The organism is Zobellella denitrificans, from assembly GCF_002237365.1.
Classification (GTDB): domain Bacteria; phylum Pseudomonadota; class Gammaproteobacteria; order Enterobacterales; family Aeromonadaceae; genus Oceanimonas; species Oceanimonas denitrificans.
Window position 1 is genome coordinate 86,916 of sequence record NZ_NMUO01000001.1, and the last position, 15,576, is coordinate 102,491.

Annotated in this window: 9 protein-coding genes; 7 read left to right on the forward strand and 2 right to left on the reverse strand. The window is 63.0% G+C overall.

The genetic code is table 11. The annotated features are described in order from the left end of the window. Positions 1 to 34: 34 nt before the first annotated feature. Entirely contained in the window at positions 35 to 4,840 is a 4,806-nt protein-coding gene (locus CGX12_RS00365) for a CapA family protein (RefSeq protein ID WP_142995557.1), read from the reverse strand. A gap of 206 nt (positions 4,841 to 5,046) precedes the next feature. Between CGX12_RS00365 and CGX12_RS19760 the strand changes: the two genes are divergently transcribed. Further along, positions 5,047 to 5,973: a hypothetical protein gene (locus tag CGX12_RS19760; RefSeq protein ID WP_176441953.1), complete on the forward strand. Its 927-nt coding sequence runs from the start codon at positions 5,047 to 5,049 to the stop codon at positions 5,971 to 5,973. A gap of 142 nt (positions 5,974 to 6,115) precedes the next feature. Here CGX12_RS19760 and CGX12_RS19765 read toward each other — a convergent pair whose 3' ends face one another. Next, the gene (locus CGX12_RS19765) at positions 6,116 to 6,955 is read right to left on the reverse strand and encodes a retention module-containing protein (protein WP_176441959.1); all 840 of its coding nucleotides are present in this window, start codon (positions 6,953 to 6,955) and stop codon (positions 6,116 to 6,118) included. 161 nt (positions 6,956 to 7,116) lie between these two features. Here CGX12_RS19765 and CGX12_RS00380 point away from each other — a divergent pair, with 161 nt between their 5' ends. From CGX12_RS00380 to CGX12_RS00405, 6 genes are all read left to right on the forward strand, one after another. Beyond that, the gene (locus CGX12_RS00380; RefSeq protein WP_176441961.1) at positions 7,117 to 9,501 is read left to right on the forward strand and encodes an ATP-binding protein; all 2,385 of its coding nucleotides are present in this window, start codon (positions 7,117 to 7,119) and stop codon (positions 9,499 to 9,501) included. Positions 9,502 to 9,619: 118 nt separating this feature from the next. Next, positions 9,620 to 11,026 carry a TolC family outer membrane protein gene (locus tag CGX12_RS00385; RefSeq protein ID WP_094037959.1) on the forward strand — a complete coding sequence of 469 codons (1,407 nt, stop codon included), beginning with the start codon at positions 9,620 to 9,622 and terminating at the stop codon, positions 11,024 to 11,026. A 67-nt stretch (positions 11,027 to 11,093) separates the two neighbouring features. Next, complete coding sequence (locus CGX12_RS00390) at positions 11,094 to 13,235, forward strand: type I secretion system permease/ATPase (protein ID WP_094037917.1); 2,142 nt, start codon at positions 11,094 to 11,096, stop codon at positions 13,233 to 13,235. Continuing rightward, the gene (locus CGX12_RS00395; protein WP_094037918.1) at positions 13,232 to 14,596 is read left to right on the forward strand and encodes an HlyD family type I secretion periplasmic adaptor subunit; all 1,365 of its coding nucleotides are present in this window, start codon (positions 13,232 to 13,234) and stop codon (positions 14,594 to 14,596) included. The genes CGX12_RS00390 and CGX12_RS00395 overlap by 4 nt, the downstream gene beginning before the upstream one ends. After that, a complete protein-coding gene (locus tag CGX12_RS00400; protein WP_094037919.1) occupies positions 14,593 to 15,198 on the forward strand; it encodes a response regulator transcription factor in 606 nt (201 codons plus the stop codon). The genes CGX12_RS00395 and CGX12_RS00400 overlap by 4 nt, the downstream gene beginning before the upstream one ends. Further along, a complete protein-coding gene (locus CGX12_RS00405; protein ID WP_094037920.1) occupies positions 15,198 to 15,548 on the forward strand; it encodes a hypothetical protein in 351 nt (116 codons plus the stop codon). The genes CGX12_RS00400 and CGX12_RS00405 overlap by 1 nt, the downstream gene beginning before the upstream one ends. The last annotated feature ends 28 nt before the right edge of the window (positions 15,549 to 15,576 follow it).

Consider the following 15,576-nt stretch of genomic DNA (forward strand, 5'->3'; position numbering starts at 1 on the left):
TGTAGGCTTTAACCGGCCTGGCCGTATCGCAGCCTTACCTCGACGGGGCCGACAGGCTTTTCAGGGCGGCCACCACCTCGCTCAAGCGGGTGCCGTTGGACGACTTCACCAACACCAGATCGCCGTCCTGCAACTCCTGGCGGAGGCTGGCCATCACCGGCCCAACCTGTTCAAACCAGCGGCATGAAATACCTTGCTCACGCAACCGTCCGGCCACGGCTTTCATGTAAGATCCGACCAGATATACCTTGCCGGGTGAACACCTGGCAATATCGGGCACCAGTTCAAGATGGTATTGCTGAGCCTGCCGCCCCAGCTCCAGCATGTCCCCCAGCAGCAACAGGGCCCGTCCCCGATGAGAAAGGGCGGACAGCTGTTGCAGCGCCGCCGACATGGACAAGGGATTGGCGTTGTAGCTGTCATCCACCACCATGACGCGCTTGCCATCAATGGCCAACGGCAGCGACTCTCCTCGCCCTTCAACCGGTTTCAATGCCGCGCACCCCTCGGCAACCGCCGCCAGGGGAAGCCCCAGGTGCCGGGCCAGGATCAGGCATACCAGGCTGTTCACCGCAAAATGGCGGCCAGCCATTCCCAGGGGGTATTCCAGCTCATGCCCCTGATAGGCCACCAGCGCCCGGCTTTGGTCGACATCGAAGGTAAGCAGCCGGCAGTCGGCCTGTTCATGTTCGCCATAACTGATCAGAACGAGTCCTTCCGCCAACGCCCGCGCCGCTATCTCGTCGTAATGGGCGGTGTCGCGGCATACTATGGCCAGGCCGCCCCGACGCACCCCCCGGAAGAGGTTTGCCTTCCTGGCGGCGATGGCAGCCGTATCCTCATTGCCACGCAAGTGGGCCGGGCCAATATTGGTGATCACCGCCACATCGGGTGCCAGCAGCTTGATGTTACGGTACTGCCTGACATCGATGGCGGAGACGGCTACTTCCAGCGCTACCAGCCGCGCCGATGGAGGTACGCCAGCCATCACCGCAAAGATGCCGACGCGGGAATTGTAGTTGTCGTAGGTGGTATGCACCTCCATCCGGTCCGAGAATAACTGCCGGATCATGGACACCAGCGTCGTCTTGCCCGCGCTGCCGGTCACCGCCACCAGGGGGCAGGACAACCGCTGCCGGGCGGCGATGCCCAGCTCGATCAGCGCCTTGACGGGGTCCTCCACCATCAGCACCGGCAACGCCTCCGGCAGGCCGGCTACGGGGCGGCTGACGATCACCCCGGCCACCCCCCTGGGCAGGGCTTTCAGCACCCTATGGCTGTCCCAGCCGCGCCGGTAGCAGTTGGCGATATTGGAATACTGCTCATGGCGGGCCAGTTCGAGCGAGGTGGACGCCACATAAAGGGTGGGAGGCTTCACCATGGCGGCATGGCTCCGGCCCCGTACCACCGAACTCACATGCCAGTCATGGGCCGGCGGCGTCAGCCAGACACCTCCGGTCACTGCCTGCAATTGGGCGGCATCCCAGGCGTATGTCTGCTCCCTCGCCGGCGGCAGCAAAGAAAAATCACTGCGGTAGCTGCGCTGAATAAAGGGCCAGCGCATGGCCGGCTTTTCTGGCAACCCCAGCCCGAAATACACCGGCAGCCTGACGCGGCCTCGCTCTGATCCCGCACCGGTGAGCAGCCTCAGTTGCAGACGCAGCTCGGTATTGACCCATTCCTTTCTGGCAGGAGGGCGGATACCGTAGAAGTCCCGATAGACAACGCCGGGACACCAACGGCTGGTGGGCAGCAACCAGTCGCAGAAGTCGTGATCCATGCCCAGGCCCCAGGGCTTGGTACCCTCCTCCCAACTGGGCACTGCGGTCACTTCCAGCCGCCAGTCTTCTTCCACTCCGGCGTCGATGCGCCAGAAGCTTTCCACCCAGATCATCTGTCGGTGTGCTATCCAGCGGGGACCGCTCTTGAGCCCCAGCAAGGTGAAGGGACCCAAGGTAACGGGCTCCATCCGCGCCTCTGCGGGTACCTGCTTTACCGTCCAGGCAGGCTCCAACGCCGAAATCCAGAGGGCCGGAGCGGGCCGAAAGACCTTGGCAGGCCGCGGTGCTAGGCGGGTGGTTCGCTGCGGCGACCGCACCGCCAGGGTGGCCGTGCCGTTGTCGCACAGCTCAAGCCTGCTGTGGAAAGGCCGGCATCTTTCGGCAAGGAGGCTCAGGATCTCTTGCGCCCTGGCCCCTTCGGCCTGCCAGGAATGGCCGAAACCCACTTCGACCGGTATAAAAATGACTCGCTCCACCCCCTGCTTGCTCAACTCCAGCTGGAAGATGCCGCCGGCCTTGGGGGATGAACGCACCGCGTCGAACAGCAGATCGCCGGCATCGTAGATAATGGGCCGCTGGCGGTACAGCTCCACCCCTTGCAGCCGGTGTGCGGAAGAGCCCAACACCGCATCCGCCCCGGCATCGATCAGCACGTGCCCCGCCTTGATCTGGGCTGAACTGGGTTGGGTGGCATGATTGTCGCCCCAATGCACACAAACCAGGACGATATCCGCCACCTCTCGCGCCTTGGCAATACGCTGCTCCATCTGCTGCTGCCAGGCCTCCGTCTCCTCCAGCGCAAGATAGGCCGTGCCCGCCTTCGTCTCGGTGGCGGCAAAGCGATGCTGGGTGGCATCCACCGCCATCAGGGCCAGCCGCAACGAACCCAGCTGTCGAACCAGGGGCCGGAACGCCGCCTCCCGATCAATACCCGAACCCACCTGCGCCATGCCGGCGGCAGCCAGCCAGCGCTGCTGATCGAGAAGCCCGGCCGCACCATAGTCGCCGCTGTGGTTATTGGCCGTGCTTACCACGTCGACGCCCGCCTGGCCCAGCACCGCCAGCATCTCGGGACGGGCGCGGTAGTAGTAGGGGCCTCCCTCGCCCTTGTCCACGCCCTGTTCCCCCCGGGTGGTGACCACGGACTCCAGGTTGACCAGGCTCAGATGGGACTCTTTGAGCGCCGGAATATCCAGCACCCGTTCGGCCCCCAGCTCGGCGGTACGGTAGTGCTGCCGCCGCCCCAGATTGACATCCCCTCCCCAGGCCAGCAGCACGGACTCCACCGCGGGTTCGGAACAAGAGGCCGGCGGCGATACCCCTCCCCCTTGACGCCTGAGCAATCCCCAATAGGCCACATAGCCGGACAGGTAATGCTCGATATCGTCTATCCTGACCCGGAACGAATGATGCCGGATGAAGAAGCTGCCCAGCACCGACTCGGGCCTGGCGAAATACATGGCAAATTCCGGCCAGAAAAAGCCGTTCAGCAGGTAATGGGCCCGCTGGTGCAGTGCCCGGTAGAAAGCCTCTTCATCGAAGCCGTCGAGCACATGGCTCATCTCCGGCATCAGCTTAAGGCGGCTCAGCATCTTCTGGAACGCCATCGACAGTTCCAGCAGGGTGGGATAGGTGGTGATGCGGTGTTGGATAAAGTCAAGGTAGCCCGCGATATTCTGCACTCCGAAACGGAAGTACTTTTCTTCCGGCCGGTAACGGGTCAATTCGTTGACGCAATACGACAGCCAGTGGTCATGGGCCTGCCAGTGCCCGGCCTGCAGGAAGTATTCGAACGCCTTTTCCACCAGGGCCAGCCAGCGGGGGTTCTGCGTCAGCCCATACAACCGCATCAGACCAAAGGCCGCCTCGCCGTCGTAGTAGATAATCCGGAACTCCTGCTTGACCGACAAGTCCCCGGCATACAGCACATGCACAAACTGCCCGGTCTCCGGGTTTTGCATTCTTGCAATGCCCACCGCCAGGGCGTCCATCAACCCCTGGTGGCGGTAGTCGCGGGTAAGCTCGGTATACTTGACCAGGGCCAGCAGGCACACGGCGTTGCCCCCCAGCTTGATTTCCTCCCCGCTGTCCACCAAATAGGCGACCGCCTCGCCGCTCCCCAGCACATAGGGGCGGATCAGGGCCTGGGTCAGGTAGGCCAGGGAGCGGTCGATGGCCGCTTTCAGGCTCTTGCTTCCAGTCAGCTCCCAGGCTTCGAGCATGGCGTAGGTGGTGCTGGCGTGACGCAGGGCATTGTAGTTGGCGATGTTCCGGCCAAAACAGGGGAAATGACCGTACACGAATTCACCCGACGCCTTGACCTGACGGGCAAGAAACTCGGAGGCACTGGTAACGAGGCGGAACACATCATCGGCATGAAGCGAGGGGATCTGCCGCCGGCCGCCGTTGCGTCCGGGCCCGGACAGGGGGATCCCCTGCTGCCGGCCACCGGGAAGGACGGTCAGTGCCGGATCGTCGGCATAAAAGCGGCCCTGGGTGGAAAACACGAATACCGGGGTGTTGTCTCCCATATCCAGTGGCACCTCGGCGCCGTAGCGCTTCCTGGCGTAAACCCCAACATTTTTCGGATTCAGGCTGGCCTGTGCCACCTCGGCGCCGGCATACAGCATGGCGTTGGCATTGAGCTCCTGCTCAAGAAAGGCAATATCGAAGCCGGCGTCCAGGGCGATGCCGTAACGGAAATAATTGCGCTTGGTATTGCGAAACTGCCGGGTCAGCCGGCCCCAGGTCATGGGCTGGATACGGGTGACCCAATCGATGCGCAACCATTTTATTGACAGAGCTTGGTGCCGTGCCCACTCCTGGCAAGCTGTCACCCCTTGTTGCCAGGCGGACTCGAAATCCGGCGCCGCCACATGCAGCACCCGGGCCCGGGACCGACCATCACAGAGCGAAAAAAACAACACCACCCGGGGATAGTCGGGGCCGATAGTAGTGCCCCTGAGCGCCGCCGGCGGATCCACCCGGATTTGGATATTGCCAACCAGAAGGGCAGAAAGTTCACCGTAAGCGCGATTCAATAATTCAGGTAACAGCATCCATCCCCTCTTTCATGCCCTGATCACGGTGTCACGGGCCAACGCCCTTTCTAAATAAGGGCAACTTAAACAACCGCTCCGAATAAGGCTAACCCGCCGGGGCTTGCCGGACAGACCGATCATGCCGGGGAATGTGCCGCATGGAGCATTCCGCTAATTCAGCCATATCGGGAGCGGTTACTTGAACGATATTCACCCCGGGCAGCATGGCCGCCCGGGGTGAGATCCTGGCTCAAATATTACTGATCAAGCCCCTCCGGCTTGTTCGTGATATTGAAAAAATCCTCCGGTTGCGCCCCATCGACCACGAGCGGAGGCTCGTATCCGGGAGCCGAGCCCCGGTCTTCCGTCCCCGGCTCAATAGTGAGCACCGTCTCTCCATTATCGCCGGTGGTGGTGGCGATCACGCCGTCCAGTTCTCCCTCGTCATCGACAAGCAGGCTGCCCAACGCCAGGGGTTCACTTTCCTCTTGTGTGAAACTGCTCATATCAGGATCAGTATCCTCATCCCCCAAGGGCAAGGCGACCACATCATCGTCCTCGGCCAACCACATCTTAGGCTGGCCACCCTGACCATTGTTGCCCTGCTGTCCATTGTTGCCGGACTGGCCCTGGCCGCTGTTGCCGTTGCCCGAGTTGCCGCTGTTTTCGGCATTGTTGTTGTCGCCGGAGTTGCCGGGCGCATCCTGATCCCCGTTGCCGTGGCCATTGTTGCCCTGCGGACCTTTGCCGGACTGCCCCTTGCCGCTGTTGCCCTTGCCGGCGTTGCCACTGTTCTCGGCATTGTTGTTGTCACCGGAGTTGCCGGGCGCGTCCTGATCCCCGTTGCCGTGGCCATTGTTGCCCTGCGGACCTTTGCCGGACTGGCCCTGGCCGCTGTTGCCGTTGCCGGTGTTGCCGCTGTTTTCGGCATTGTTGTTGCCGCCGGAGTTGCCGGGTGCGTCCTGGTCCCCGTTGCCATGGCCATTGTTGCCCTGCTGTCCATTGTTGCCGGACTGGCCCTGGCCGCTGTTGCCGTTGCCGGTGTTGCCGCTGTTTTCGGCATTGTTGTTGCCGCCGGAGTTGCCGGGTGCGTCCTGGTCCCCGTTGCCGTGGCCATTGTTGCCCTGCGGACCTTTGCCCTTACCGTCTGATCCCTTATCGTCGTCGTCAGCATCGGCATCGGCATCGGCATCCGCGTCGGCATCCGCGTCAGCATCGGCGTCCGCATCGGCATCGGCGTCAGCATCCGCATCGGCATCGGCATCGGCGTCCGCATCCGCATCGGCATCGGCGTCAGCATCCGCATCGGCATCGCGTCCGCATCGGCGTCCGCATCGGCATCGGCATCAGCGTCCGCATCGGCTCGGCATCCGCGTCGGCGTCCGCGTCCGCATCCGCATCGGCGTCGGCATCCGCATCGGCGTCGGCATCCGCGTCAGCATCCGCATCGGCGTCGGCATCCGCGTCAGCATCCGCATCGGCGTCCGCATCCGCGTCCGCATCGGCATCGGCATCGGCGTCTGCATCGGCGTCTGCATCCGCGTCGGCGTCAGCATCCGCATCGGCATCTGCGTCCGCATCGGCGTCCGCATCCGCATCCGCATCGGCGTCCGCATCGGCGTCAGCATCGGCGTCGGCGTCGGCGTCGGTATCGTCAGTATCCGTTTCGTCTCCAAGAGGAAGCTCGAACGGCTCTACATCTTCGATGGAAAAATCAAACTCCAGAGGCTCAACCTCTTCCACAATACGTGTCAGAGAAACGAAGGATCCGCCACCTCCAGAAGGGGCGCCGTCAGCACCCGCGGCGGGCGCTTCCAGCTCGTCCAGCAGGTCGTTGCCACTGTCCAGAGCCGCCAGTACGGCTTCGACACTGGGATCCAGCAAGGCGCTTTCCTGAGGCTCGGGCTCCGCCGACGCCAGCAGGTTCTGGGTCATTTGAAGGCGCTGATTGCCACCAAACTGCATCTGTTCATTATTGCCATTGTCAAGAATGACCTGGGCATTCTCTCCTGTTATCAGGACTTCGCCTGCCAGCAGGGTGTCGCCGGCCGTCAGCAGGCGGACAGAGCCATCGGCGGCCTGGGCGGCGACATATCCATTGACCTCGGAAACCACAGCAACTGGTATACTCATCGTCTTTCGTCCGTTATAAGCTCTAGATATAACGCATATTAAACATAGAAACAGATAAGCCTATTGGACCGAAGTACAGGTCAGGATTTCCCTCCCGGCCTGAGTGTGTGATGATGCGCGCCTGCCAGGAGGTCATTGCGTCATATCATGGAGAGCCACCCTTGCCTGCACCCTCATCCGATTTCTGCGATATCTTGCTGTTGGGTACCACCTCGATCCGGGTCGGACGGCAAGAACTCCCGTTCCCCAAACGCTATCGCAAGGCACTGGGGCTGCTGGGTTTTCTGGCGTCGGAAAGGCATAAACCCCACAGCCGCGATTATCTGGCGGCCTTGTTCTGGCCCGAACTGGATGAGAGTGCGGCCAGGTGCAACCTTCGTCAGGTACTGTCCAGCCTGAACCAGACCCTGGGAGGAGCCGGTCGTCCCTCGCCGCTGCAGTCCTGCCGCCACAGCATCGGTTTTCGTTCCGAACTGGTGGCCAGCCTCGATCTGGCCACACTGGAGCACTCCCTGCCCGCCTGCGACTCGTGTCACGCCGACGAGTGCCGCTCGCTGGCCGATCTGGCCGCCCGGCTGACTCCCCACATCCTGGGTGGCGACTTCCTGCCGGCCTACAGCCTCCCGGGCTGTGATGAATTCGAACTCTGGCTCGCCCACAAGCGAGAGCAGCTCCGCATGCAGCAGTTGCTCCTGCTGCAGCGACTCATTGGATGCTGTCAGTGTTCAGGCGCAGACGAGCAGGCCCTGGACTATGCCCACCTGTTGATGAAAATTGATCCGGACAACGAAATGCACCTGCGCCAGGTGATGGGCATGCATGCCGCCGCCGGCCATCCCGGTGCGGCATTGAAGCTGTTCGAATCCTTCTCCCGCCGCCTGCGACGCGAACTGGACGTCGCCCCCGAGGCCGCCACCCTGGCCCTGCGGGACAAGCTGCTCAACGGCATGGCACCCCGCGTCAGCCTCATGGCGCCATCCCCTTTTCCCGTTATACAGAAAGTCTCCCTGGTGGTGGTACTACGGGTACAATGGTTCAGCCTGAGTCAGGATCCCGAGGAAGCGTCACAACGGTTGTACGATCTCGATCAGATGACCCGGGCCCTGCTCGGCAAGAAGATGGGGGCCTTCCACCTGAACAGCGCGGGAAAGGGCGCCTTTTTTTATTTTGGCTGGCCCAATGCCATCGTCGATGCAGCCTGGCTCGCCTGGAGCGCCGCCCTTCGCCTCAGCACCTGGGCACGGGCCTGTCAGGATGCCAGGGTCAAGATTGGCATCCATTGCGGCAGGCTGTTTTCGTCTCTGGACAACACCATTCCGGATCTGCTCGGGGAAATCACCGAAGAAACGGCCAGGGTCTGCCACAACGCCCAATACAACCAGCCCCTCGTCAGCGACAAGGTGCAGCAGTTGCTTGCATACAGGGTGCGGTTGCACAAGCTGCAGGATCGCCGGCGTCAATCCGACGGTACCGTGCAGGCACTTTATTACCAAGCGGAAGAAAATCAAGCCGCCACCGCGCCGGCAAGTCCTCTGCAGGGACGAGACCCTCAGCTGGAAAAACTGACCGAAATCCGGCAAGACACCGGCCCCGGGATGGTAGCCATACTGGCTGGCGCCGGCATGGGCAAAACGGCGCTGGTCGCCCAATGGCTGGCACGGCAGCCGATGCAGGGCGACACCCTGCACCGGCTGTGTTGCCAGCCCGATTTGCAGCCTGCCCCGCTGGAGACCTTGTTTCATTTCCTGACATCTTTCCCGCCCTCGGCGCGCGTCGGGGCCATCTCTTCCTCGGGACGGCACCTGTACGACTACGAGCAATGGATAAGCGACCTGGATGCCGTCAACATACGGAATGATGACCATAAGCACCGCTTGTTCTCCCGTCTCGTCCCATTGCTTGGGCCATTGAGGCCAAGCCATGCCACCCTTTACTGGCTCGAAGACGTACACTGGTGCGACACGCTGACACTGGAATTTTTTATCCATCTGGCCCGGCACGCCAGGCCGGCGCCTTTTCTCCTGGTAACGGGACACCAGCTCCCGACAACGATGGCCTGGCCGGGCCACTGCCTGAATTTGCCGCCGCTGCCGCTTTCGGCCGGCCAGGCCCTGCTGCAACACTGGTTGCCCGAAACGGCCTCGGCCGAGCACAGGCAGCAATGCTTTCATCTGTCGGGGGGCATTCCCCTGGTCCTGAAGCTGCTGGCCGAACATCAGGGCACCCAGCAAATTCCAGATGCACTGATAGCTCTGTTCAGCCCGGATATCGACCGCCAGGGCCGACACCGGGAGCTGGCGCTCATCCTCGCTGTTGCCGGTACCGATACACCCCACGAGGAACTGGCCGCGCTGATGCCGGAAAAAACGACCCGGGAAGAGATCGCCGAGGCCATGGCGGCCATGGTAGAGTCGGGGTTGCTGTACCGGGTAACCGGAACGCGTGTTCGTTTTACCCACCCGCTCATCCCCAGGATACTGGAGGAACTGAATGCACCCAGCCATATCCGCCGGATACGTCAGGCCCTGATGCAGGCGGTTTGTTAGGACACGGGTTTATCATGTGTCCCAATGGATACGTTTTGCTTACGGCTCGGTGCTAGGCTTCCCCCAATTCACCATTTCACCCAAACGAATCCTTATGCAGACACCGAAAAAAACCTTGATGGCAATCCCCAAACGCTGGTCGGCGCTGGCCGGCAGCCTTTATCTGCTGTCCCTTTCGGCGCTGGCGCAACAGCCCACCCTGACCATCACCGAGGTGGCGCAAAAAGCCATCACCACCAATCCCGAAGTACAGGCCAGTTGGCGTGCCTTTCGCGCCGCCGGACACGATGTCGACTTCGCCCGGGGCGGCTACCTGCCGACTCTGGACGTAACCGCCGGGTATGGCAAGGAATGGCGCAATTACAGTGAAAAGCGGGACTTTACCGGCGGTGCGGCCGAAGTCTCACTGGTGCAGATGTTGTATGACGGCTTCAAAACCGCCAATGACGTGCAGCGTTTCGAGGATGCCCAACTCGTCCGTTATTTCGAGCTGCTGGCGCAGGTAGAAAACACCGCGCTGTCATCCGTCGGCGCCTACCAGGACGTGATGCGCTACCGTGAACTGGTCGCCCTGGCCGAAGCCAACCTGGCCAGCCACCTCGAGGTTTACAACCAGATCGAAGAAAGCGCCCGGGCCGGCGTGGCCAGGCGGGCCGATCTGGAGCAGATCAACGGTCGCCTCTCCCTGGCCGAAGCCAACCTGCTCACCGAGATGTCCAACCTGCATGATGTCAGTGCCCGCTATCTGCGTGTCGTCGGTGAGCTGCCGGGGCTCGAACTCGCGCCCCTGCAGCTCGATAACGGCACGCTTCCCCTGAGCGTGCGCGAAGCCATCCACCTCGCCTACCAGGGCAGCCCCGCCTTCCACGCCGCGCTGCGCAACATCCATGCCCAGGAAGCCGCCGCCGACGGTCAAAAATCCGCCTTTCATCCCCAGTTGAACCTGACCGCGAAGTACGGCACCCGGGACTACGTCGATAACGGTTTCGATGAGCGCCGCAACGACGCCCGCGTCGGCCTGGATCTGAGGTACAACCTTTACCAGGGCGGCCGGGATCAGGCCAGCCTGCGCAAGGCCTATGAAGAAGTCAACCAGGCCAAGGATCTGCGCGACAAGGCCTGCGTGGATATGCGACAGACGCTGCAAATCGCCTACAATGACGTGCAAAAACTGGATCAACAGCTTCCCATCCTGAACCAGCACCGGTTATCCTCCGACCGGGTCAGAACCGCCTACAAGGGGCAGTTCGATATCAGCCAGCGTACCCTGCTGGATGTGCTGGATGCAGAAAACGAATACTTCCAGGCCAGCCGCGCCTATGCCAACGCCACCTACGACCGTGGGCTGGCCATCGCCAGGACCCTGGCGGCCATGGGGCAACTGCTGCCGGCGCTGGAGGTAGTGGGCGACGAACTGCCTTCGCTAAGTGATTTGGGTGCCGAGCCCATCGCGGTCGACGCCGCCTCGGCCTGCCCCGATCACGATGTCAACACCGTGCTGGGACAACTGAGCACCAGCCGATAACGAACGGGGCCGCGGCCCCGATAACCTGTCGTCCGGCCCCGGGCCGGACGGCGCACGGGAATGAGTGATGTCGAAGACCGACTATTCTGAACAACATGGCGGCCCTCTACTCGACTGCCTGTTGACCCTCTGTCGCTTCCACGATCGCAAACTGTCCAGAGAGTCCGCCCTGGCCGGTTTGCCGCTGGTGGAAGGCAAGCTGGTGCCTTCGGTATTCCATCGCGCCGCCAAGCGCGCCGGATTATCGAGTCGCCTGGCAACCCAATCCCTGAGTGCGGTGAATCCGTCCCTGCTTCCCGCCGTGCTGCTGCTGCACGACGACCGGGCCTGTATCCTCACCGGCCTGGATCCCGAGCAAGGCAACGCACGGGTGATCTGGCCGGAACTGACGGAGGCCGAAGTCAGCCTCCCGCTCGACGAACTGCAGCGCCAATACTCGGGCAAGCTCATCTATCTGCGCCCCGAGTTCCACTTCGACGCCCGGGCCCCCAGGGCGAGAAAAAAACCGGACGGGCACTGGTTCTGGGGAGTGATGGCCGAAAACCGCCCCCTGTACCGGGACATCATCCTGGCCGCCATCATGATCAACTGCTTCGCGGTGGCCATGCCCCTGTTCGTCATGAACATCTATGACCGGGTGGTGCCCAATCACGCCACCGATACCCTCTGGGTACTGGCGGTGGGGATCCTTATCGTGCTCTGCGCCGATCTGGGGCTGCGCCTGATGCGCAGCTGGTTTGTGGATCTCGGCGCCAGCCGGGCCGATGTCAAGCTGTCCGCCACCATCATGGAGCAGATACTGGGCATGAAGCTGGCGGATCGCCCCGCCTCGGCCGGCTCCTTTGCCAGCAATGTGCAGGCCTTCGAATCGGTCCGCAACTTCATCGGCTCCGTGACCCTGGTGGCCCTGGTCGACCTGCCTTTCTTCCTGCTGTTCTGCCTTATCATCGGCCTGATCAACTGGCTGCTGGTGCTCCCCATCCTGGTGGGCACCGTGCTGATACTGCTTTATGCCGCCCTGGCCCAGCGCAAGATGCAACGGCTGTCGGAAACCATGATCCGCGCCAGCGCCATGCGCAACGCCACCCTGGTTGAATGCCTGAGCAGCCTGGAAACCCTCAAGACCGTCGGTGCCGAGAGCAGGATGCAGGGCACCTGGGAAAGCACCACCCTCTTCCTGAGCCGCATCACGGCGCAGATGCGCCTGCTGGCGGCCTCCGTCAGCAATGGCGCCCTTTGGGTTCAACACACCGTGGCCGTGGCCCTTGTCATCGTCGGCGTCTACCTGATCACCGGCAGCCATCTCACCCAGGGGGGGCTGATCGCCGCCTACCTGCTGTCCTCCCGCGCCATGGGCCCCATCGGCCAGGCGGCCGCCCTGTTGTCCCAGTACCACCATGCCGCCGCCGCCATGGAAAGCCTGAACAACATCATGGCCCGGCCGGTGGAGCGCCCCCAGGGCAAACACTGGGTAAGCCGTCCCATCCTCCGGGGAGACATCGAGTTCAGGCAGGTGGGTTTCAGCTACCCCGATGCCGAGCGCCAGGCCCTTGCCGATATCAGCTTCAGGATCAAGGCCGGCGAGCACGTTGCCATACTGGGACGCAATGGCTCGGGCAAGAGCACCCTGGAAAAACTGATCCTGGGTCTCTATGAACCGGACGCCGGCACCATACTGATCGACGGCGTGGACATCCGCCAGCTCGATCCGGCCGAGCTGAGACGCAGTATCGGCCATGTTCCCCAGGACGTGTCCCTGTTCTTCGGCACCCTGCGCGATAACCTGACCATGGGCACACCCCATGTGGATGATGCCCAGCTCGTGCATGCCGCCAACCTGAGCGGCCTGGCCGGCTTTATCAACACCCACCCGTCCGGGTTCGACATGCAGGTGGGCGAACGGGGACAGTTGCTGTCCGGCGGCCAGCGCCAGTCCGTGGCCATTGCCCGGGCCCTGATCAAGGAGTCCCCCATACTGCTGCTCGACGAACCCACGGGCTCGCTCGACCACAGCAGCGAAGAACAAATCAAGCAGAGCCTGGCCCAGATTGCCCAGGGCAAGACCCTGATCCTGGTCACTCACCGCAGTTCCCTGCTGGCCCTGGCCGAGCGCATCATCGTCGTCGACAACGGCAGGCTGGTGGCCGATGGTCCCAAGGCCGAGGTACTGGAAGCCCTCCGTCAGGGCAGGATTGGGAGCGCAGCATGAATCACCCCACCATGGATCCCCAGGCCCAAAGCCCCGACAGGCTGCCGGCAGCCGGCAAGGTCGCTTCCGGCCCGAATTGGGCCCTGGATGCGGACTGGGCCCAACTCCAGCAGGAGCCGGTGCGCGCCAGGGCCATGCTGTACCTGATGTGCCTGACCTGCCTGGCGCTGCTGATCTGGTCCGCCTTCGCCCCCCTGGACGAGGTGGCCCGGGGCCAGGGCCGGGTCATCCCGTCCCAGCAGTTGCAGGTGGTCCAGTCCCTGGACGGCGGTATCGTCCAGCAGATACTGGTGCGGGAAGGACAGACGGTGGAGGCCGGCGATGTCTTGCTGCGCATCGACCCGACCCGCTCCATTTCCAGCCTGCGCGAGAGCCAGGTGCAATATCTGGCGCTGAGCGCCGAGGTTGCCCGACTGCAGGCCCTGATCGACCAGACCGAGCCGGTGTTTCCGGAAGAACTCCAGCGACAGGCGCCCGAACTGGTCGCCCGCGAGCTGCGCCTCTACCGGGCCAGCCAGGAGGAGTTGCAGGAACAGATTGCCATTTACCAGAACCAGCTCAACCAGCGCCAGCAGGATCTGGTCGAGGCCAAGGCCGCCCTGAGCCAGCACAGCAGCGCCCTTGCCCTGAGCAGCCGGGAACTGCAGGTTACCCGCCCCCTGCTGCAGTCCGGCGCCGTGTCCGACATGGACATACTGCGCATCGAGCGGGAGCTGGCCAACGCCAGAGGGGAAGTGGAGCGGGCCAAGGCCGCGATCAGCCGCAGCGAGGCCGCCATCGGAGAGGCCCGCAACAAGATCAGGGAAGTGGAGCTGAATGTAACCAACCGCTGGCGCAAGGAGTTCCTGGAATCCAAGGCCCGGCTCGACGGCCTGAGCGAGGCCGAATCCGCCCTCGCCGACAAGGTACAGCAAACCGAAATCCGGGCGCCGGTGCGCGGCACTGTCCAGCGCCTGTTCGCCAATACCGTCGGCGGCGTCGTCGCGCCCGGGCGCGAAGTGCTGGAGCTGATCCCGCTGGATGACCAGCTGATCATAGAGGCCCGCATCCAGCCCAAGGACATCGCCTTTATCCGACCGGGGCAGGCCGCCATGATCAAGTTTACCGCCTACGACTTCGCCATCTACGGCGGGCTGGAGGCCGAGGTACAGCATATCAGCGCCGATACCATCCTCGACGACAAGGACAACAGCTACTACCTGGTCCGGCTCGCCACCCGCACCCCGGGCTTTACCGATGATCTGGCCATCATCCCCGGCATGACCACCCAGGTGGACATCCTCACCGGCAAGAAAACGATCCTGGAATACCTGCTGAAACCCGTACTCAGAGCCACTTCACAAGCGATGACCGAACGATGAGTGATGCTTTATTTATTACCGAAGAGGGCTTTATCAGCCCCCGCTGGCGTCAGTCCTTTCCCGGGGCACGAATCGCCGTAACCCCGGAGGATGCCCCTTCCCCCTGCCCCGAGCTGATCTGGGTACTGACAGCCATCCCCGGCTGGACCGAACAGATCCGCCACCACGTGGCCGAGGGGCGTCGGGTGGTGGCCATGACCCGCCAGCCACAGCTGGAGGAGTTGCGCCAGGCGCTGAGCGCGGGGGCGAGGGGCTATACCGAAGCCCTGGCGAGCCGGGACATCCTCATCCAGGCGGCCCGGACAGTGACCGCCGGCGGTCTGTGGCTGCCGGCGCCGCTGGTCAGCAAGATGGTCGGCCTGCTGTCGCAATTGCTCGAGCAGCAGCCCACCGGCGAGGGTTGCGACCTCTCCCCCCTGACCGACAGGGAGCGCCAGGTCACCACCGAAGTGCTCAAGGGCGCCAGCAACAAACGCATCGCCCTCGAGCTGGACATCACCGAGCGCACCGTCAAGGCGCACCTCAGCTCCATCTTTGAAAAACTGGGCGCCCGGGATCGCATGCACCTGATGCTGCTGGTACGTGGCCAGGAGCGCACCTGATGTTTGTCAAACGCGATCCTACGGGCCGGATCCTGGCCGTCAGCCTGGAGCGGGAGCCGGGCATCGAAGAAACCATCGCGGCGGATTCACCGGAGCTGTCCCTGTTTTTCGGCGTCGGCCGGCAGGAAGAAACGGCGCACCTGCAGGCCTTGCGGGAATCCGACATCGCCCTGGCCAGGGTACTCGAGGATTTGATCGATGTGCTGATCGACAAGAATCTCATCCAGTTCACCGATCTGCCGCCCATGGCCCAGCACAAGCTGCTCGCCCGCCAGAGCCTGCGCCGCCAGCAGCACCGATTGGACCTGCTGGGCGACGAGGGCGACGAAGACACCATCCCCATGCTCTGAATATGCACCTTGCTGGTGGCGCGCAGGC